Origin of the sequence: Polaromonas sp. (assembly GCF_036676035.1) — a bacterium.
GTDB lineage: Bacteria > Pseudomonadota > Gammaproteobacteria > Burkholderiales > Burkholderiaceae_C > Polaromonas.
Window position 1 is genome coordinate 1 of sequence record NZ_JAKFDR010000015.1, and the last position, 20,801, is coordinate 20,801.

Genomic DNA, 20,801 nt, shown 5'->3' on the forward strand with positions numbered 1-20,801 from the left:
GATGGCCATGCTGGTGGTGCCAACGCTTGGCGTGTTTCAATCCGCGCCCGTCATCACTGACGGGCGAACCGGCCAGGGCCTATCCTCGACACGGACGCGACATTGTTTCAATCCGCGCCCGTCATCACTGACGGGCGAACCCGCGCTGGTCACGCGGCACGGCGGCCACCGGGTTGTTTCAATCCGCGCCCGTCATCACTGACGGGCGAACCTAACGTGGACGTTTGACTGCAGCAGAGTGTTCATGTTTCAATCCGCGCCCGTCATCACTGACGGGCGAACCCATGCCAGCGGTGCGTAACCCGCGGTGATGTTCGCGTTTCAATCCGCGCCCGTCATCACTGACGGGCGAACCGCAGCACGCTGCTGGACCTGTACGCCGCCACGGCTGTTTCAATCCGCGCCCGTCATCACTGACGGGCGAACCTCCATGTTTGCTCCTGGTGGTTACATATTTTCATGTTTCAATCCGCGCCCGTCATCACTGACGGGCGAACCCGCTGAGGCCGGCCGCTGGTTTGACAAACATGGTGTTTCAATCCGCGCCCGTCATCACTGACGGGCGAACCATCCAGACGGCGCAACGGTGCCATTTGTACCAGTGTTTCAATCCGCGCCCGTCATCACTGACGGGCGAACCGTACATCAACTGCTACAGTTAACTGGGGACCGTCGGGTTTCAATCCGCGCCCGTCATCACTGACGGGCGAACCTTTGATGAAATTGATATTCCGCCTTGTCCACCCTGTTTCAATCCGCGCCCGTCATCACTGACGGGCGAACCCGTTTGAGCGTGTATGTAAATACCGTTTATCCCCTGTTTCAATCCGCGCCCGTCATCACTGACGGGCGAACCTATTCGAGCCAGCCCATCCAAAGCCAGAACAAATGTTTCAATCCGCGCCCGTCATCACTGACGGGCGAACCGATTACCGATGTGGACGTGGCGGTTGCGCAAATTGTTTCAATCCGCGCCCGTCATCACTGACGGGCGAACCGCGGCACCCAGTGGATTGACGCGAGCCTGTGGGGTTTCAATCCGCGCCCGTCATCACTGACGGGCGAACCCGGCGACATGCTAGGCCACCGCAAGCTCATGATCGTTTCAATCCGCGCCCGTCATCACTGACGGGCGAACCGCTTCGCGGCCAAAGTATTGTGAACAAACGATTTTCCGGGCATTTGCGCGAACCTCACCGCACACCCGCAAATTACTGCGAGAGCTTGCATGAGGTGATGCAGAAAAGTTCATTTGAATCAATGGCTTGCGTAGCGCGCGAACCCTATAGGAAAAAGACAATCACTTGGGGTTCGCAGTAACGACATTAGCACAGTCAGGCCTGCCGTGAAACCTGGAAATGCATCAAAGCACCAGTGGGCCGTCGAAGTCCACCGCATTGAAGGCGCCGTGCTCACGCGCTTCGAACCCGCGCGTCTCAGGCATCCGATACAGGCGCAGACAATCCTGTTGCGGATCGATTTCCTCCAGCAGTTTGCGCTCCAGCGTTTCAAACTGCGCCACATCCACCTGGCATTCAAACACCGACTTCTGCACACGTTGGCCCGTGCTTTCGCACACGCGCGCGACGCGGCGCAAGCGACGGCGGCCCGCCTTGGTTTCGGTACTCACGTCGTAGCACACCAGCACCAACATGGTCAGTCCCTACTTCGCCACAAAGGGCACATAGGGTGCTCCCTCATCGCGCATGGCGCGGGCCAGCAAGCGCGCCTGCACCAGGGGCACAAGGCCCAAGGGCACCGTCTGTGCCAGCAGAGGATGGTTGAGTTCTTCTTGCTTTCTCTCTTGATAAGCCACCACCACGGCCTTGCGCGCGTCAACTTCCAGAGAAACGCCGCCACCCTCACGCAACGCGAAATCATCCGCTGCGAGTTGGCCCCGATTGATAAGCGTCAACGCCAGCCGGTCTGCCCAAGGACGGAATTCTTCCATCAAGTCCAGCGCGAGCGCGGCCCGGCCTGGGCGCAGCGCGTGCAAGAACCCGACTTGCGGATCAAGCCCCGCAGCCTCCAGCGCGGAGCGGCAATCGTTCATCCACATGGCATACAGAAATGACAGCAGTGCGTTGAAACGGTCACGAGGCGGGCGGCGGCTACGCCCATCCATGCGGAAGGCGTTGCGCTGGTCAGCACGCACCAGCAAGTTGAGCCCGCTAAAGTATTGGCGTGCCGCTTCACCCTCCACCCCGCGCAAGGTATCCAAGTCTGCCGCCGTGGGAAGCGCGCGCAAGCTAGCGGCCAAGTCGTCGGCCAGCCGGGTAAGTGACTTGACCTCGTCTTCGGTCTTGGCTTCACGTGCTCCGCGTTGCAGCACTTGTCGGGTGTTCTTGATTTTTCCCGCCACGCAGGCACGCGCCATGTCAAGCGCAAACGCCGAGTCTGCCGCGCGCTGAAACTGGGCCTGGCGCAGCAACACATTGCCTGAAACAGCCCCTTCCAGCCGGGCCTTGAAGCGCCCGTTGTCGTTCAGCAATACCAGGGCAATGCCCTCGTCTGCCAACCGGTGCATTAACGAGGCTGACAGGTTGATATGTCCGAAGCACACCACCGCAGTCAAATGGTGCAGGGGTACACGCAGCCGGGTTTCGCGCTCCACTTCCACGCGCAAGGTGTCATTGTCGAGCCGAAGATAGGTTTCTGGCGTGGTGATGTAGAGAGTGTTGAGCAGTTGCATGGCTATCCAAAAAATGGGCTACGCGTCGGGGTCAAACAGGGCGACGCGAGCGGCGGAAAAGTCTGCACGCGTGGCTTGGGGCTGGCAACGCTCAATCAGCGAGCAGGCCTTGCAACGCTTGGCCGCTTGATCGGCCTCCAGCACAGGGGGCAAAGAGGCTGTGGCAAACATCTGGCGGATGGCCTGTACCGTTTGTTCCACTTGTGCACGCAGTTGCGCCGTAATGGGCACCACGCGCCGCCGCTTGGAAGTCGCGTAGAAAATCGCTCCTTCGGTGACGGCATGGCCCGTCATTGCCTCCAGACACATCGCCTGCGCCGCAAGCTGAATGTCGTCACACGCTGCAATGTCGGCCGCCTTGTGGCGGCTGCCATGCTTGTATTCCACCGGGTAAGGCACGCCGCTGGCCGAGAACTCCACTACATCGGCCTTGCCCACCAAGCCCAAAGCGTCATGCCACAAAGGTAAGGCCCGCTCCACCCGCAGACCCTTGGCGGTTTCCACGCCGGGCTTGTCCACCTTGGCATGCACCGCCTGGCCGCGCAGGGTGTGGACGTTTTCGTCAAACGCCTGCTCCAGATGAATCAAGCCGCATTGGCGTGGGCAGTAGTGCCAATGCTGCAGGGCAGACAGGGGGATTTGTTCAAGCTCGGTTGCCACGTGGATTCAACCTGATTCCAACGTCGTAGCGCCTTACGCTTTGCGCGATGCCTTCAAAGCCTTTTTGATATTTTTGGCAGCCGGTGGCAGGTAATTGCTACCCGACACCACCGACTTCCCGGTCTGGCTTTCCAGCTGATTGCGAGCCTGACGGGCGATGCGGCCCCCAGCCTTGGCCGCAGTCTTGTTTTGCTGCATGCCGGTGGCATCCACATTTTCCGCGATCTGCCGCGTGGACAGCTCGGCCAACGCCGTGAAAATCAGTTCCGCCTCGCTCATGTGGTCGCGCAGATTCTGACTTTTCAGGCCCTTCATCCCCTTGTGTTCATTGACACTCACCCCGGACCACTCCTGATGAATGATGTTAGTCAGGATGGCAAACTCACTGCCTTCCTTGATGTCGTGGCCGCGCCAGTAGTCGGTGAGCTTGTTGCGCGTTTCCTGCCCGGTCATGCGTTGCTGAATCCACTTGTCGCTTCGCCCATGTTGCTGCCAGGTCTGACGTGCTCGGTCCAGCGACAGGGCCGGATCGGCCATCTCTTGCATGCGCTCATAGCCTACCTTGGCGAGCCAGAGTTTGATGGGCTCGGCCTTGGGGCTGGGGACGGACTGCACCAGGCGCAGCAGGGTTTCGGCGGTGGCCACGTCGGTGAGCCTGTGCTTGCCGTCAGCGGCGATCATCTTCAACTGGTGACAGTTTGTCACCAGTTCACTGCCCTCTTTGTTAAGGCGGCGTTTGAGTTGGTTCCAGTACTTTCGGGCGGTCAAGTCATCGGACTGCTGCGTTAACACCTGCACCACGTCGATGATCGAAAACCACCAGATTTCCGTCGTCTCGTCATATATGCGACGGATTGTTTGACCGTCAAATTCCGTGGGCAAGATTTTCATTGCCGGTTCCTTTCAACACGTCGAACTCAGCAGTGTCTTGTCAAGGTTACGCCTGGCGCAGGCTGGACTGACTGCCCAACAGACAAGCTTTGATCATCAAACATCACAGAGTACCCGTCGAAGCTGCGGGCGACTGCGCCCTCTTCTTTAGGCTTGACTTGCAGGCGGTCAAACAAGGCGTGCGCCGGGGCATTGCCCAGTTCGCTGTCGTGTTTGAACACATACAGCCCGCGTGTGGACATTTCGCCGCGAGCAGCAGAGCGGTCATGCTCGAACATTTGTGCAAGTGCCTGGAAGACAAGCTCAAGGTCATCGTTACCAAACCCGGTCTGTTTGGCGAGGAAGGATGAAACAAAGCCATGGGCCACATACACGCCATACGGCACGGTGTGCTTGCGGCCCATGGTGCGGTTGTCGCCCTGTTGCTTTTCTGCTTCAGCCTCGGTGGCAACGGCCATCCGGGTTATGGAGTGCTCCAGCGCGACTATCGGCTCGACCGAGCGAGCAAAGGTGAGTTGCACCGGGCCGCGTACTTGACCGCAGTTCACACCGGTGGACATGACTGCGCCAAAAGTACGCACGTCAAAGAAGTTTTGGCACATCCATTTGCGCGCCTGTCCGACCTCATCGGCACTGCCTTTGCGCTTCTCTTTGGTGGGTTTTTTCTTCTTTGCATCAGCGTCTTCTACCGCGACGGGGGCGTCACCTTCAGCAAGTGCTTCTACTGCATCCAGGTTCAATGCTGCGTAGGCGCGCTGATTTTGATGGTTCAAAATGGCTTTTTCGCGCACATAGATTTCAAAGCGCTTTTCGCCGTCCACTGGAGCGCGGTCGTCTTGTTCTTTGACCAGCCCGACGAAGTTGCGCACCTTGCGCTTGAGAGATACATCGGTGACCAAACCATGGCCGGACTCAGCATCCAGACGCGGCATGTTGCCTGCGTCCGGGTCGCCGTTGGGGTTGCCGTCTTTGACATCAAAAATGAGAACGAAGTCGTAGCGGTTAGCGAGGTTCATGCTGGGGTTCCTTCCGTGGTCGAGGTTACGTTAGTGGTGGTGTCAGATTTTTTGCTAAAGAAGTTTTGCCGCTGGTGGTAATAGCCCAGTGCGAAACGGCCTTGATCGGGCAGCGGTAAATGTTTGGGAAAGTCGGTTACGGGGCCAAGCACCTCACCCAGCAATTTCTCAAACGCGGTGGTGCGCCCCACCGTCAGTTTTTTGAGGTGGGCGTTTTTCAGGCGTAGCAAGGTGGTGAACACCGCCACCGGGGTGCTGGATGCTGCACCGTAATAACGATCACGAATGGTGGCGTTGAGGCCAGGGCTGGCTTCTTCCTGGATTTTTTCCAGCACGGCAAATAGCCGCCCCAGACGGTATGCCGGGTTGAGATTGCTGAGATCAAGCATGGGCAAAAACTCCTGTTCTAGGGATGGGTTAGGCGATGAAAGCTGGGCGTGCCGCATCTGGCGTCTGAGGCACGCCTTGATGGCCGCAGCACGCAGGTAATTGACGTTTTGCTCGGCCCGGCAGCGCCCCACCGCAGCGTTGAGCCACAGACTGGGGTAGGGCGTGTTCACCCCGGCAAAGATGGCATCCACGATGGCACCGCCCAAGTTAGGGGGAATGTTGTCGGCCTTGTTTTGCACAGCCACCGCTGCCAGCAAGCGAAACAGCGAGGGGTATTGCGGATCATGGGGGCCCCGTGCCAGCGACAGGTCTTCAAAGTGCTGGGCAATACGCACTCCCAGTTCGCGCAAGGTCACGCAGTGGTAAAAGCGAATGCTGATGCGCGCCGCATTGGGCGCCAGCCCCAAGACATAAAAACGCGTGTTCTCATCGGAACTGCCCCATTTGCCACTGTTCACCGCATCTAGCAGCGCATGCACAGCGGGTACGCTCTCGTCCGGATTGTCTTTGAAGATGTCGCCAAAAATGCTCTCGAACGCATCCTGCCTTTCAGCCCAAAACACGGTGGAGGCATCCCCCACCTGGATGCGCTGGGGTGAGTCTTTGCGCAGCAAGTGGTTCAGCGCTGTGGTGTAGGCAAAGGCGGCGGCGCGGCTGACCGGGGCGTTTTCACCCTGGCGCTCGGTCTTGCCATAAGACTCAAAAGCACGCGCATTGAACGAGACGATATTGGCCCCCGAAGTCTGCGCGCCCCACACCCCTTTGATGGAGGCGTGCAAGCGCTCTACCGGGGCCTGCTCGCCAGTCACCAAGCACATCGCTTGGCGCGCATCGGTGTCAGTCGGGACATTCAACGCGGCGTCGACCACGGCTGGGCGCTGGCACACCAGATCAAGGTCACCTTGCAGCCGAAAGCTCAGCACCGCATTGCTTTCCAGTGCATCCGGCCAGGCGGGCTGGCGCTCCAATAACGCCAAGTCGATCCGCTCCAGAAAGCGCGTCACCGCCTGAATGCCTGCATCCTCAAGGGCTGCGGCTGGCAAGGCAGCAATGCGTGCGCGGAACGCGGCGTGCTGCTCGGCCACGCGCTCGGGCTTGCCCTTGGTGTCCACGCCAAGCACGTATTCCAGCGTGTCCCACAACAAATTGGCGGCCACGCCGGAGGTCTTTTTGATCCCCAGCGGAACCCGAAAAATGCGGGCCACTTTCTTTTTGCCTTGCAGTTCACGGGTGTCGCGCAATTGCAGCAATTCACCCTGCGCATTGATCTCCAGCAGGAAGGGAATTTCTTTTTGTTCCAGTCCGAACATGGGCAGACGCTGCGCCGGATCGGGGTCGTCGCACTTTCGGCGGTAGTAGTCGGTGAGTGTTTGCAAAATCATCCGCGTGCCTCCTCAAAAGGGGGAACCTGCACCACGCCATTCACCAGCTTAGCGTTAAAAAAGCGCGGCTGAGGGTCGGAGGGGTGGGTGAAGTCAAGGTCGTGCAGCATCCAACCTAGGTCCCGGCTTTCATCTATGGGAGTGGCGGGCGGTGCGTCTTGCGCCACCAAACGGAAGTCAGCGGCAAACTCGCGACAGCCTAGATACGGTTGATTCACGCACTGCCCTTTGCTGGCGCGGCGGGTGAACATTTCGGTGTATTTCATCAAGGGCTCGGCGCTGCCCGGTGCCAGCGACAAGTCGGCATGAATGCGATAGGCCACGTCGCGCAGGAAGTAGCCTGCGCGTTGTTGACGTTCGTCCTCAATGTACAAGCCCAACGTGCCGCTACCCGCCGCCATCGCCTGCTGCACATTGCGGGTGGACACCACGGCGCTGACCTCATTGCGCCGCAAGTTGATCCAGCGGATGGGTTTGAGCACTTCAATGCGATGCACCCGCCATCGGATGGCAGGCTTCCACAACACGGACTCAAACACGGCACGCGCGGAAGAGGGCGTCATCACGTCATACGAGACACGCTCGACCTTCATTTCCGGGCGGGTGAAGCAGGCGAACGGGCCAGAAACTTCGAGACAAAAAGATTTTGAGGAGGTCATTCAAGTCACCAAACCAGAGGGGTTAAAGGGAACGTCTTCTATTTGCAGACCCAATAAAGGGTGGTACAACCCATCGACATCCTGTTGCACATAAAGCCCCGGCATGGGCAGCGTCAAACTGCCCTGCGCGAGCATCTTGTCAGCCACACGCTTGTGGATACTGACGGTGTAGCGCTGAAGCTTTCGCATGAGCCAACGCGCTGGGCCTTCCGCGGCAAGCATCCCGAGCAGTTTTTCAATCTCCTCGCGATGTTCCGCATAGCGAGCCACGACCGTGGCCGAGTCTTGGTCGTCAATCAGACGGAATGCCTCAGCAGCAGATCGGAACTGCACTCCCAGCGTCTTTGGTTCCACGGTAAGCAGCTGGCCCACGCCTTTGCCGTCCAGATTGACAGAGTGATAGAACTGCCTGAAGTACGTGGCAAACAATGGGCGGGCCAGTGGGTCAGCCCGGTTGTCATGCAAGGTACTGACGCAGGCATCAGCGCCTTTTCGCAAGTGACCCATCGGCGGACGCTCAGGTGGCACGAAGACCACGACTCGGCCCCGCCCATCCAATCGCCCTTCCCGATTGCAGCGACCTGCCGCCTGCGCGAGGGAGTCCAACCCGGCCAAAGCGCGATAGACGACTGGAAAATCAATATCCACTCCGGCCTCGACCAATTGCGTGCTGACCACGCGCAACGGCTGCAGGTCTTGCCCTTCACGCTTGGCTTTGAGCCGCACCTTGATCTGGTCAATCACGGTTTTTCGGTGCGCGCCGCACATGAGGGCTGACAAATGCAGGGTGCCAAAAGGCAACAAGCGCTGCAACTCGCGGGCGGCCTTGCGGGTGCCAACAATGGCGAGCACGCAGTCTTCGGTGTCAAGCTGCGTGGCAATGTCAGCCCAGGGCGTCGGTGCTTGAAAGTCTTTGGGCAGTTCCACATCCACGCGTTTGAGCGCATCAAACAGCGCATCGGGGTCGTCGATGATCTCGCGCACTTGGTCCAGGCCACGCAGGTTTTTACTGGCGTCAAAATAGTCGGTCGTATTCAGCGCAGGCTGTGTGGCGGTGCACAGCACCACGGTCACGCCGTAATGCTTCACCAGCAGATTCAGCGTATCCAGGATGGGCTGCAAAAACTCAGGTGGTAGCTGCTGCGCTTCGTCCAGCACGATCACGCTACCCACCAGGTTGTGCAGCTTGCGGCAGCGCGAGGTTTTGGCGGCAAATAGTGACTCGAACAACTGAACATTGGTGGTGACGACCAGCGGCGCATCCCAGTTTTCGCAGGCCAGGCGGCTGCGGGCGGTCTCGTCTTTTTCGGCGGCATCGGCCTGGCTGTGATGCTCAATCAGCACTTCATCGCCCAGTGCCTTGAACACGCCGCGAAACACGTCTGCCGTCTGCTCGATGATGCTGGTGTAGGGAATGGCGTAGATCACGCGGCGTTTGCCATGTTCCCGGGCATGCTTCAGCGCGAACGCCAGACTAGACAAAGTCTTGCCGCCCCCAGTGGGCACGGTGAGTGAAAAGAAGCCAGGGGGCAACACCGATTTCTCACGGCACTGACGCAAGATATCGGCACGCAAGGCGTTCACGGGCGTGTCATCAGCGGTCAAGGCCTTGACGGTCATGTGGGAATCGAAAGCGATCAACATTTGATCCAGCGTCGGGAAGCCTTCGCGCCTGGCGGGTTTGCCTGCATCAAAGTGCGCTTCCGTATCCAGAAAATCGGCATCCACCAGACAAGAAAACAGCAACCGAACCCACAGCGCGAACCCAGCAGACCCGCCGGGAATCTGGCGCAGGTCGGGAACAAAATCACCGTGATTGAGAATGCTTTCAGGCGGGTGCGCCGCAAGGGCTTCTGCCAGTTCGGTCTGGCAATCGGCTTCATCCAACCTTTCTTTCAGCCCGCCATCCCAGTCATATAAGCCTGCGTGATGGCTGGCGATGAGGTAAGCCAGAACACGTGCGGACAGAGCTCCGTTCGGCCCGTGCGCTTCACCAAGCTTTCGCATGGCCCACAAGGCTCCAGCTGCAGAGTGCGTTTTTTCGCGTCCACCCACCTTGCCTTCAATGTGGGCATCCGGGTCGTCTGATTGCGAGAGGTAACGCTGGAATCCGGGTCGGTACTTACCCAAGTCATGCCAAAGCCCGGCCAGATATGCCCAGCGTTGGGTAGCGACTACTGGTTCAAACACTTCAGAAAAATCAGCGGCGATGCCAGCCACAGACTGCAGATGCGCTACCAACAAGTGCCCGCCAGAGTGAGCCAATGGGTCCGACACGATCATTTTTCCCTGAAAACTTTTTATGTGCACGAAGCTTAACCTTGCACAGGCCCACCAGATGACCCTGCCCCATCCTTCATGAATATTTCTCCCCCATCTTCCCCACCTCGTCCCCCACCGCCTGCCGCAAGCTCCCCGGCCCCAGCACTTCGCAGTGCGCGCCGTGTTTCAGGATGTCCATGACCAGTTCGCGGTGGTCGGCGTAGGGAAGGCGCAGCAGGTAGCTGCCGTCGGCCTGCAGTTGGCCCTGCTGCTGCGGGTGCCATTGCTCGTGCGCTACCCAGCGGGCGCGCTCGGGCGTGAAGTGCAGGTGTGCCCACTGCACCGGCCCGCCTGAGAAGATGCCGTAGCTGGGTGCGAAGGTCTCGTCCAGCGTGGCGTCGTTCACCTCTTTGGCTGGGCGCTCCAGCAGGTGGGCCTGGCTGATGGCATCAAGCGCAAAGTTGCGCAGGCCGCGGCGCAGGTGGCACCAGGCGTCGAGGTACCAGTTCTCGCGGTAGTGCACCAGCCGCAGGGGTGACACTTCGCGCTCGGTGACTTGGCCGCTGCCGCGCGCGGAGTAGGTGATACCCAGACGCTTGCGCTGCAGCAGAGCAGAGCCCACGGTTTGAAAGTGGCCGGGCCGCGCCGGGCGATTGGCCAGCGCAATGATGCGCACCCGGCGGCGCACTTCCTGCGCGTCGTTGTTGGTGCTGCCCAGCAAGGCGTTCAGCCGGTCCATCAAGGGGGCCACATGGGGCGTGAGCAAGCCGCCGGTGTCCAGCCCGGCCAGCAGGTGCTGCATGGTCAGCAGCGCATGGATTTCGCTGGACGAGAACCACAGGCCGGGCAGTTCATGTGCAAGGTCGGCCAACCCGGCAGTCTCCGCAAACCGGTAGCCTCCGGCCTCTCGGTTCCATTCAATGGGAGCATTCAGCCGCGTGCGCAGGTAATCGAGATCGCGCTTGAGGGTGGACCGGGACACTTCCAGCTCGGCCTGCAAGGCGGCAAAGCTGGCCAGTTTGCGCTGGCGCAACAACTTTTCAATTTTGTAGAAACGCTCGGTTCGATCCATCTACCGCCCCTTATTCTCTTATTGGCAGCCATTTTTGCTACTTTTTTTATAGCTGCTTGCGCCAATTAAACAAGGGGCAGAGGCCGATTTTGCATCAAACCCTGCGATCTCCGCGCGTCAATGTGGAGACCGCGCCACCCCACACACCAGATCGCCCGCGTCGTTGCCCAACACAGCACGTTCGTCTTTCGCCTGCGCCACGCCCATGTCGCGCGGCAGGCTCACGCCGTTCTTCACTGCCAGGATCTCGGCCATGACGCTGACCGCGATTTCAGGCGGCGTCTTGCTGCCGATGTAGATGCCGATGGGGCCGCGCAGACGGGCCAACGATTCTTCGGTCTGCTCGAAGTGCTCGATCATGCGCTGGTGCCGCGCCTCGTTGTTGCGGCGGCTGCCGATGGCGCCGACGTAAAAGGCCTCGGTCTTGAGCGCTTCCAGCAGGGCCAGGTCGTCGAGTTTGGGATCGTGCGTGAGGGCGACCACGCAGCTGCGGCGGTCGGGCTTGAAAGCCAGCACCACGTCGTCGGGCATGTCACTCACCACCGCGGCGCCGGGCACCGACCAGGCGCCGCGGTACTCCTCGCGCGGGTCGCAAACCGTCACGGCAAAGCCGCTGAACAGCGCCATCGTCGCCAGGTACTCGGTAAGCTGGCCGGCGCCTATCAGCAACATGCGGTACTCCGGGCCAAAGGTGTTGGCCAGCGTGATGTCGGACACGGCCAGCTCGGCCGGCGCCATCGCTTCGCTGAGCGTGACCGCGCCGTCGGCGAGGCGCACGCTGCGCTGCATCAGTTGGCCGGCCTCGAGTGCGCGCACCAGTTCGGCCAGGCTCGCGGCGTCGGGGTCGTATTCGAGCAGCAGCTCCAGCGTGCCGCCGCAGGGCAGGCCGAAGCGGTGGGCCTCGTCGGCGGTCACCCCGTACTTCACAAAGCCGGGCGCGCCGCAGGGAATCTGGTGGCCGGGCTCTTTACCAGACGCCTGTGTCTGTCCTGATGCGTAGGCCTGGGTGAAGCGGTAGATCAAATCGTCTTCAATGCAGCCGCCCGAGACCGAACCGACCACCGCGCCGTCTTCGCACAAGGCCATGATCGAGCCGATGGGCCGCGGCGACGAGCCCCAGGTGCGCACCACCGTGGCCAGCAGCGCGCGCTGGCCGGCCTGCCGCCAGTCGCGCAGCGTGCGCAGAACCATCACGTCAAGATTTTCCATGCTTGCCTGTGTACCTCTGCCAGTTTGAAGGTTGGCGGTTCTGGCAATTTGCCTAACGCAGCCACCATGCCGCAGCCGCCAGCACGATGCCTCCTGCAACCCAGACCCACACCGGGACGCCTGAATTCTGCGCGCTGGTCTCGGCTTCTGCCTCCGAATCGCCCATGACCACTTTTGCGGCATAGTTCTCGGGGTGCTGGCGCTGCATTTCTTCGTCGAAGCGCTTGAAAAAGTCTTCTGCCAGGTTCTTGGCCGCTCCATCGATCAGACGCTGGCCCAGCTGGGCAATCTTGCCCCCCACCTGCGCATTGACTGTGTAGCCCAGCTCACAGCCTTCGTCGTTGGGCGCCAGCGTGACTTGCGCGCTGCCCTTGCCAAAGCCGGCCACACCGCCCTGCCCGTCAAAGCCCAGCTTGTAGCTGCTGGGAGGGTTGATGTCGCTGAGCAGAATCTTGCCGTTGAATTTGGCCGCCACCGGACCGATTTTCAGTGCCATGCCAATGGCATACCGGTTGTCGCCATCCGCCTGGACCTTGTCGCAGCCCGGAATGCAGCGCTTGAGCACCTCGGGGTCGTTCAGGGCGTCCCAGGCCTGTTGTTGTGTCACCGCCAGCTGGCGGTTTCCTTGCATGTCCATGTGTTTCCTTGGGTTTCAGTCATTTGAAAATCTGCTCATTGAGGATTCGGAGTCAGCGCCGCAAAATCGCGGCCAGGCTGGCGGCCAACTCCTGGAGCTTGCTCAGGTTGTGCACAGCCAGCATGCCATGCGCCTGGCGATGCAGCACGGCCGAGCCTTGTGCAAGAGGGGCGTAGCCGTCAAAACGCAGCAGCGGGTTGAGCCACAGCACGCGCTGGCTGCGCCGGCGCAGCCAGGCCAGCTCGCGGGCCAGCGCTTCGGGCTCGCCGGTATCCAGCCCGTCGGTGATAAGCAGCACCAGCGTGCGCCGCCCCACCAGACGCCGTGCATGCTGCTCACGCAAGGTGGCCAGCGATTCACCCAGCCGGGTGCCACCGGCAAAATCTTCAATGGCCACACTGGCGGCGGCCAGCATGGCATCGCTGTCGGCCAGCCGGAAAGCTGGCGTCAAATCCGTCAGGTGCGTGCCAAAGGCAAACACATCGCAGCGCCCTTTCTGCCCCATTTTGCCGCGGGTGGCTGCATGCAAAAACGCCAGTAGCAAACGGGAGTAGCGCTCCATCGAGCCCGACACATCCACCAGCACCAGCAAGGGCAAGGGGTGCTCACGCCGCTGCAAACGCGGCAGCCGCATCAGCTCGCCACCGCTGCGGGCCGCATGGCGCATCACACCCGGCCAGTGCATGCGGGCGCCGTGCGCACCGGGCTGTGTGCGCCGCGCCGTTACCGTGGGAATGGGCAGTGCGATATCGCGGGCCAGCCGTTCCACCAGCCGGTATTCAGCCGCCCCCAGGGCATTGAAGTCGGCGTGCTTGAGGCGCTGCAGCTCACTGGCCGTCATGGCGGCGTCGAAATCCACCTTCTGGTCTTCTTGTTTGGGCTGACTCTGGCCTAAGGCTTTTTGCGGCGACAGCGCCTCGCGCACGCGCGGGCGACGTTTGCCCGGCTCGGCCTTGCCTTCGGCGCTGGGCAACATTTGAGCCAGCAGCTTGTTGGCGACTTCAGGGTTGCGGAAGTACACGTCGAACAGCTCGCGGAACACCAGCCGGTCCTGCTCGCGGCTGACCATCACGGCCTCCAGCGCGGCGCTCAGGTCGGGCTTGCTCGCCACGCCCACCAGCATCGCCGCCTGGCCGGCCAGCGCGATGCGTGCGCTGTCCGTGCGCACACCGGCGCGGCGCAAGGCGCGGCCGAAGCCGGTGATGTTGTCGGCCAGCTTGCCGGTGCGGGCGTCGCCTAAAAGCACGGGAGAGCCCTCACCCTAACCCTCTCCCAGAGGGAGAGGGAATCAAGCGCAGAAGTGAAGAAAAAGGACCGGGAAAGAGCCGCCTTGCTCCTTCACCCTCTGGGGGAAGGCTGGGATGGGGGCGCACGGTCAAGCCACCTCCTCGGGCTTGAGCAATTCAGTGACCAGCTCGCGCGTGAGCGCCGCCACGTCCTCGCGCTGCTTGAACAAAATGCCGGCCGTGTCGGCCACCACTTCGGGGTCAACCACCAGCGTGTCCAGTGCCACCAGGGCCTTGGCCCATTCCACGCTCTCGGCGATGCCGGGCGCGCGCTGGAAGGCATTGGCAAAGGGCTGGCTGCGCAGCCGGCCGACGAAATGGGCCACCTGCAGCGACAGCGCCTCGCTGGCCTGCGGCACGCGCGAGCGTACGATGGCCAGCTCGCGCTCGCGCTCGGGGTAGTCCAGCCAGTGGTAAAGGCAGCGGCGCTTGACGGCGTCGTTGAGTTCACGCGTGCGGTTGCTGGTGAGGATGGTCACCGGCGTGGCATGGGCGCGCACGGTGCCGATCTCGGGAATGCTCACCTGGTACTCGCCCAGGTATTCGAGCAGGAAGGCCTCGAAGGGCTCGTCGGCGCGGTCCACCTCGTCGATCAGCAGCACGGCGCCCGGCTCCGGCGTCTGCAGGGCCTGTAATAGCGGGCGGCGGATCAGGTAGCGGTCTTGATACACCTCGCGCTCGACCTGGGCGGCATCCTCCTTGCCTTCCACGGCGCGCATGTGCAGCAGCTGGGCCGCGTAGTTCCACTCGTACAGCGCCTCGCGCAGCTCCAGCCCGTCGTAGCACTGCAAGCGCAGCAGCTCACGCTGCAGTGCCAGGGCCAGTGCCTTGGCCAGCTCGGTCTTGCCGACGCCGGGCTCGCCCTCGAGCAGCAGCGGGCGCTGCAGCTTGAGCGCGAGAAACACGGCCGTGGCCAGCCTGCGGTCGGCAAAATAGCCGGCACCCTGTAGCGCCTGGACGACTGCGTCGATGCCCGCGAAGGAAAGGGAATGTGCGGGTGTGGTCATGTAATCCCGTTGTTCAATACGCCATTACAGCAAAGCTTGGAATCCAACGCACGCAAATGGTCTGTCATCCCGGGCTCAAGGTTTGTCATCCCGGGCTTGACCCGGGATCCATGGTTTTGAGAATGAGCGCACCTTCTGCGGCCACCATGGATGCGGGTCAAGCCCGCAATGACAACTCCTGCGTGGGTTCCTACTCCAGCGCCTTGGCCACCGCACGCTGCGCCAGCACGCTGACCAGGTTGGCGCGGTAGGCAGCCGAGGCATGGATGTCGCTGCTGAGCTCGCTCGCGTCGATCTTCACGCCGGCCGCGGCCTCGGGCGTGAAGCGCTTGCCCAGCGCATCTTCCAGCCCCTGGTGGCGAAACACGCCGTTGCCGCCACCCGTGACGGCCACCCGAACACCCCCATCGGTCTGCGCCACGAACACGCCGATCAGCGCAAAGCGCGAAGCCGGCTGCTTGAACTTCATGTAGGCGGCGCGCTTCGGGCTGGGGAAGCCGATCGCGGTGATCAGCTCGCCGTCGTTGAGCGCGGTGGTAAACATGCCCTGGAAGAAATCGTCGGCCGCGAGCTTGCGCTGCGTGGTGTGCACCGTGGCACCCAGCGCAAGCACGGCCGCCGGGTAGTCGGCGGCGGGATCGTTGTTGGCGACAGCGCCGCCCAGCGTGCCCATGGCGCGCACCTGCCTGTCGCCGATGTGGTCGGCGAGATCGGCCAGCGCAGGAATCGCGGCCTTCACGTCGGCGCTGGCGGCCACGTCGGCGTGGCGCGTCATCGCGCCTATCACCAGCGCGTTGCCTTCTTTCCTGATGCCGGCCAGCTCCTTGATGCCACCGAGGTCGACCAGCGTCTCGGGGCTGGACAGGCGCAGCTTCATCGAGGCCAGCAGGGTCTGGCCGCCGGCCAGCAGCTTGGCGCCGGAGGCCGCAAGCCTGGCCGCTTCGGCGGTTGTGGAGGGACGCTCAAATGTGAATGTATACATGGTGTGTCCTTAATCAGTTGAGGACAGAGCTGGTCTGCTTCGCAGCCTGCGGTCTGTCCCGCAAGGTTTCATGCTGTCAGGCTTTGGCAGCCTGAATGGCTTCCCACACGCGGTTGGGCGAAGCCGGCATGTCGAAGTCTTTCACGCCCAGCGGTTTGAGCGCGTCGAGCACGGCGTTGATCACCGCCGGCGGCGAACCAATCGCCCCCGCCTCGCCGCAGCCCTTGGTGCCCAGCGGGTTGTGGCTGCAGGGTGTGCAGACAGTGTCGAGCTTAAACTGCGGGAAATCGTCGGCGCGCGGCATGGCGTAGTCCATGAAGCTGCCGGTGAGCAGCTGGCCCGTGTCCTTGTCGTAGACGCAGTTCTCCAGCAGCGCCTGGCCTATGCCCTGCACCAGCCCGCCATGCACCTGGCCTTCGACGATCATCGGGTTGATGATGGTGCCGAAGTCGTCCACCGCGGTGAAGCGGTCCACCTTGACCGCGCCGGTGGCCGGGTCCACCTCCACCTCGCAGATATAGGTGCCGGCCGGGAAGGTGAAGTTGGTCGGGTCGTAGAACGCGGTTTCGTTCAGGCCCGGCTCCAGCTTGTCCAGCGGGTAGTTGTGCGGTACATAGGCCGTGAGCGCCACCTGGCCGAAGGTGACTTTCTTGTCAGTTCCCTTGACGGTGAACTCGCCGTTGGCAAACTCCACGTCGGCGGCGCTGGCTTCCATCAAGTGCGCGGCGATTTTCTTGGCCTTGGTCTCGATCTTGTCGAGCGCCTTCATGATGGCCGCGCCGCCGACCGAGATCGAGCGCGAGCCATAGGTGCCCATGCCGAAGGGCACGCGGCCGGTGTCGCCGTGCACCACATCCACCGCCTCCACCGCGATGCCCAGGCGTGCCGCCACCACCTGTGCAAAGGTGGTCTCGTGCCCCTGGCCGTGGCTGTGCGAGCCGGTGAACACCGTCACACTGCCCGTGGGGTGCACGCGCACCTCGCCGCACTCGAACAGGCCGGCACGGGCCCCGAGCGCGCCCGCGATGTTGCTGGGCGCGATGCCGCAAGCCTCGATGTAGCTGCTGTAGCCGATGCCGCGCTTCAGGCCCCTGGCTTCGCTGGCCTTGCGGCGCGCGTCGAAGCCCGCCACATCGGCCAGCGCCCTGGCCTTGTCCATGCAGGCGTGGTAGTCGCCCACATCGTACTGCAGCGCCACCGGTGTCTGGTAGGGGAAGCTGGTGATGAAGTTGCGCTTGCGGATTTCGTCCTGCGAGAGCCCCAGTTCCCAGGCGCAGCGCGTGACCAGGCGCTCCAGCAGGTAGGTCGCCTCGGGTCGCCCGGCGCCACGGTAGGCATCGACCGGCGCGGTGTTGGTGAACCAGGCGTCCACCTCCACATAAATCTGCGGCGTGGCGTACTGGCCTGCCAGCAGCGTGGCGTAGAGAATGGTCGGCACCGCCGTGGAGAAGGTGGACAGGTAAGCACCCAGGTTGGCGTCGGTGTGCACGCGCAGCGCGAGGAACTTGCCTTGACTGTCCATCGCCATTTCGGCATGGCTCACGTGGTCGCGGCCATGGGCGTCGCTCAGGAAAGACTCGCTGCGCTCGGCCGTCCACTTGATGCTGCAGTTGAGCTGCTTGGCGGCCCAGGTCAGGCACACGTCTTCGGCATACAGGAAGATCTTGGAGCCGAAGCCGCCGCCCACGTCAGGCGCGATCACGCGCACCTTGTGCTCGGGCAGGCCCAGCACAAAGGCCGTCATCAGCAGGCGTTCCACGTGCGGGTTCTGGTTGGCCACGTACAGCGTGTACTCGTCGTTGGCCCGGTTGTAAGAGCCTATGGCCGCGCGCGGCTCCAGGGCGTTGGGAATCAGCCGGTTGTTGACCAAATCAAGCCTGGTCACATGCGCGGCCTTGGCGAACACGGCATCCACCGCCGTCTTGTCGCCAATGGCCCATTTATAGCAGTGGTTGTCGGGCGCGATGTCGTGCAAGGCCGTCGCCTTGGCCGCATCGCTGACGCTCACCACGGCGGGCAGCACGTCGTAATCCACCTCCACCGCTTCGGCGGCGTTCTTCGCCTGCTCGATGGTGTCGGCCACCACCATGGCCACATGGTCGCCCACGTAGCGCACCTTGCCTTGGGCCAGGATGGGGTGCGGCGGCTCCTTCATCGGCTGGCCGGAGGTAGAGGTGATCAGCCAGCCGCAAGGCAGGCCGCCCATCTTGCCTTCCACGTCCTTGCCGGTGAAGACCTTGGTCACGCCCGGCATGGACTCGGCCTTGGCGGTATTGATGCGCTTGATCGCGGCATGCGCGTGCGGCGAACGCACGAACACGGCGTGGCTCTGGTTGGCCAGGTTGATGTCGTCGGTGTAGCTGCCGGCGCCGGTGAGGAAGCGGTAGTCTTCCTTGCGCCTGACCGCTTCGCCGATGTGCGGCAGGTTGGAGAAATCGGATGCACCCATGATCGTGTCTCCTTTATGCCGACGCCATGGCCGCCTGGCCCTGCTGCACGGCCTTGACGATGTTCTGGTAGCCCGTGCAGCGGCACAGGTTGCCTTCGAGCAGCTCGCGGATTTCGCTCTCATTGGCCTTGGGCTTGTGCTTGCACAGGTCCACCGCGCTCATGACCATGCCGGGGGTGCAGAAGCCGCACTGCAGGCCGTGGCATTCCTTGAAGGCGGCCTGCATCGGGTGCATGGTGCCGTCGGCCTGGGCCAGGCCTTCGATGGTGGTGATGTCAGCGCCACCGTGCTGCACGGCCAGCGTGTTGCATGACTTGATGGCGCGGCCGTTGACGATGACGGTACAGGCGCCGCACTGGGCGGTGTCACAGCCGACATGCGTGCCGGTGAGCTTGAGATGCTCGCGCAGGGCATGCACCAGCAGCGTGTTGGGGGCAACGTCAACGCTCGCAGCTTTTCCGTTGACTTTGAGTTCAACTTTCATGGGGCGTGTCTCCTGTTCGTAGCTCGTGGGGCATTTGATTGTTGAGCTACCCCCACCTTGTCTACCTAGGTGAAACCCTAGTTTGCTTGCGCTCACGGCATGAAATTCTCAAAATGAAACAATGTGCGTGGAATGATCTGCAACTGGCACGTCCCGCTACAGTCCCGCTACATCTCCACCCACATGAAACAAGCACTTACAACGGCCGCTGAGCGACGTCTGCAGCAGATCGACCAGGCACGTCGCGCCGTCATGATGGAAGGCGGGCAGACGCTTGGCGACACCCTGGTGGATTTCTGGTTTGAGCGGGCCTGGATTGAACGCTCCTGGCGGCGCTGCCTGTCCATGGGCCAACGGCCCGAACACCACGTCACCTTCGACATGATTCCGGCACAGGCCTTGCGCCGCACCGAAGAGGCCAACCACTGCCTGGTACAGGCGGCCAGACCGGTGCTCGACCAATTGGGGCGCGCCATCGCCAACACCCGCTACTTCGCCATCCTGACCAACGCCAGCGGCACCGTGATTGACGTGAACGGCCCCATCGACCACACCGACCAGCGCGCACACCTGATCACCCGCATTGGCACCGACCTGTCAGAGCGCAGCGTGGGCACCACCGCCATTGGCGCCGCGCTGGCCGAGCGCCAGCCCGTCTGGCTGCACCGTGGCGAACATTTTTTTGCAGACACCAGCGTCTACAGCTGCGCCGGCGCCCCCCTGTTTGGCCCCGACGGCGACTGTGTCGGCATGCTGGACCTCACCGGCGTGGAAACCATGGAGCGCCCCGAGCTCAAGCACCTGGTGACCCAGTCGGCACGCCACATTGAAAACGCGCTGACCCTGACGCGCCCGCACCATCTGCTGGTCCGCCTCAACTGGCCGGGCCGCACCCTGGGCGAAGACACCGACGGGCTGATCTGCCTGGACACCGACGGCTGGGTGACGGGTGCCAACCATGCGGCCCGGCAAATGGTGCCGCAGCTCATGGCGCCCAGCGCGGCGCCTGCGCATGTCAGCGAGCTGCTGGCCCTGCCCTACGACATGCTGTTTGACGCCGCGCGGCGCAACAAGTTTGGCGACGCCGAAGCACTGGAGGTGCCGTTGTGGTCAGGCCTGCGCCTGCACGCCCTTGCGCTCGCCCAAGGGCAAACCAGCCCAGCCACGGCACGCACGGGCTATGCAGCCGATGAGCGCATGCCGCTCAAGGACATGGAGATCAGCCTGATCCGCAAGGCCGTGGATGAGGCCAAGGGCAACGTGATGCAGGCCGCGCGCGCCTTGGGCATTAGCCGTGCGACGGTTTATCGGAAGCTTGGGAATAAAAATACGCGTCAGCCCTAATCAGTATTTGGCAAGTAGCTATCAATTTAATAGCGAATTCGGCAAAACCAGTTCATTACTCAGCAGTCCGAAAGTAGTGCGACATACCTTGTCATCCTGAGCGCAGCGAAGGATCTCGGTATGCTGGCAAGATTCTTCGCTGCGCTCAGAATGACAGCATGGCTGGCGTCGCCTCGTTACGGACTGCTGAGTAAACGTTCTCGTAGGTACATCCACATGCAAGGGGTTGCGCATGGATTCTCGCGACACAGATGGAACGCTTGAGAGTTGGCTGGTGCGGGTACGTGGCCGTGTGCAAGGCATCGGCTATCGGGAAGCCTGCGTGCACCGCGCGCAGGCGCTGGGCATCACCGGCTGGGTCCGCAACCGCATGGACGAG

Annotated in this window: 18 protein-coding genes and 1 CRISPR repeat array; of the genes, 2 read left to right on the forward strand and 16 right to left on the reverse strand. The window is 62.1% G+C overall.

The features are described 5' to 3' along the window. Positions 1-33: 33 nt before the first annotated feature. Positions 34-1,139: direct repeats of the CRISPR family, unit length 37 nt; unit sequence GTTTCAATCCGCGCCCGTCATCACTGACGGGCGAACC. Positions 1,140-1,363: 224 nt separating this feature from the next. The 16 genes from cas2 to V6M61_RS03955 all read right to left on the reverse strand — a co-directional run bounded on the left by cas2 (position 1,364) and on the right by V6M61_RS03955 (position 19,078). Continuing rightward, a complete protein-coding gene (gene cas2 / locus V6M61_RS03880) occupies positions 1,364-1,654 on the reverse strand; it encodes a CRISPR-associated endonuclease Cas2 (protein ID WP_332775250.1) in 291 nt (96 codons plus the stop codon). A 9-nt stretch (positions 1,655-1,663) separates the two neighbouring features. After that, a complete protein-coding gene (gene cas1c / locus V6M61_RS03885) occupies positions 1,664-2,692 on the reverse strand; it encodes a type I-C CRISPR-associated endonuclease Cas1c (protein ID WP_332775251.1) in 1,029 nt (342 codons plus the stop codon). Positions 2,693-2,710: 18 nt separating this feature from the next. Then, on the reverse strand, positions 2,711-3,352 hold the full coding sequence (gene cas4, locus V6M61_RS03890; protein ID WP_332775252.1) for a CRISPR-associated protein Cas4: 642 nt from the start codon (positions 3,350-3,352) through the stop codon (positions 2,711-2,713). Between the two features lie 33 nt (positions 3,353-3,385). Next, positions 3,386-4,243, reverse strand: a complete 858-nt coding sequence (locus V6M61_RS03895; protein WP_332775253.1) for a BRO family protein — start codon at positions 4,241-4,243, stop codon at positions 3,386-3,388. Positions 4,244-4,269: 26 nt separating this feature from the next. Beyond that, positions 4,270-5,259, reverse strand: coding sequence for a type I-C CRISPR-associated protein Cas7/Csd2 (gene cas7c, locus V6M61_RS03900; RefSeq protein ID WP_332775254.1), 990 nt, complete (start codon positions 5,257-5,259; stop codon positions 4,270-4,272). Further along, entirely contained in the window at positions 5,256-7,031 is a 1,776-nt protein-coding gene (gene cas8c / locus V6M61_RS03905) for a type I-C CRISPR-associated protein Cas8c/Csd1 (protein WP_332775255.1), read from the reverse strand. The genes cas7c and cas8c overlap by 4 nt, the downstream gene beginning before the upstream one ends. Continuing rightward, entirely contained in the window at positions 7,028-7,690 is a 663-nt protein-coding gene (gene cas5c, locus V6M61_RS03910; RefSeq protein WP_332775256.1) for a type I-C CRISPR-associated protein Cas5c, read from the reverse strand. The genes cas8c and cas5c overlap by 4 nt, the downstream gene beginning before the upstream one ends. Continuing rightward, a complete protein-coding gene (locus V6M61_RS03915; RefSeq protein WP_332775257.1) occupies positions 7,691-10,000 on the reverse strand; it encodes a CRISPR-associated endonuclease Cas3'' in 2,310 nt (769 codons plus the stop codon). It lies immediately after the preceding gene. Positions 10,001-10,046: 46 nt separating this feature from the next. Next, on the reverse strand, positions 10,047-11,024 hold the full coding sequence (locus tag V6M61_RS03920) for a helix-turn-helix transcriptional regulator (RefSeq protein ID WP_332775258.1): 978 nt from the start codon (positions 11,022-11,024) through the stop codon (positions 10,047-10,049). Between the two features lie 117 nt (positions 11,025-11,141). Next, a complete protein-coding gene (locus V6M61_RS03925; protein WP_332775259.1) occupies positions 11,142-12,233 on the reverse strand; it encodes an XdhC family protein in 1,092 nt (363 codons plus the stop codon). 52 nt (positions 12,234-12,285) lie between these two features. Then, positions 12,286-12,870, reverse strand: a complete 585-nt coding sequence (locus V6M61_RS03930; RefSeq protein WP_332775260.1) for an SRPBCC family protein — start codon at positions 12,868-12,870, stop codon at positions 12,286-12,288. Between the two features lie 52 nt (positions 12,871-12,922). Continuing rightward, complete coding sequence (locus tag V6M61_RS03935; RefSeq protein WP_332775261.1) at positions 12,923-14,116, reverse strand: vWA domain-containing protein; 1,194 nt, start codon at positions 14,114-14,116, stop codon at positions 12,923-12,925. 129 nt (positions 14,117-14,245) lie between these two features. Beyond that, on the reverse strand, positions 14,246-15,163 hold the full coding sequence (locus V6M61_RS03940) for an AAA family ATPase (RefSeq protein ID WP_332775262.1): 918 nt from the start codon (positions 15,161-15,163) through the stop codon (positions 14,246-14,248). Between the two features lie 190 nt (positions 15,164-15,353). Next, positions 15,354-16,145 (reverse strand): FAD binding domain-containing protein, encoded by a 792-nt coding sequence (locus V6M61_RS03945; protein ID WP_332775263.1) that lies wholly within the window; start codon positions 16,143-16,145, stop codon positions 15,354-15,356. Positions 16,146-16,221: 76 nt separating this feature from the next. After that, positions 16,222-18,594, reverse strand: a complete 2,373-nt coding sequence (locus V6M61_RS03950) for a xanthine dehydrogenase family protein molybdopterin-binding subunit (protein WP_332775264.1) — start codon at positions 18,592-18,594, stop codon at positions 16,222-16,224. A 13-nt stretch (positions 18,595-18,607) separates the two neighbouring features. Beyond that, a complete protein-coding gene (locus V6M61_RS03955) occupies positions 18,608-19,078 on the reverse strand; it encodes a (2Fe-2S)-binding protein (RefSeq protein ID WP_332775265.1) in 471 nt (156 codons plus the stop codon). A gap of 183 nt (positions 19,079-19,261) precedes the next feature. Between V6M61_RS03955 and V6M61_RS03960 the strand changes: the two genes are divergently transcribed. Further along, a complete protein-coding gene (locus V6M61_RS03960) occupies positions 19,262-20,422 on the forward strand; it encodes a helix-turn-helix domain-containing protein (RefSeq protein WP_332775266.1) in 1,161 nt (386 codons plus the stop codon). Between the two features lie 232 nt (positions 20,423-20,654). Next, positions 20,655-20,801 (forward strand): acylphosphatase (locus tag V6M61_RS03965; protein ID WP_332775267.1); only part of this gene is annotated, 147 nt, incomplete at its 3' end.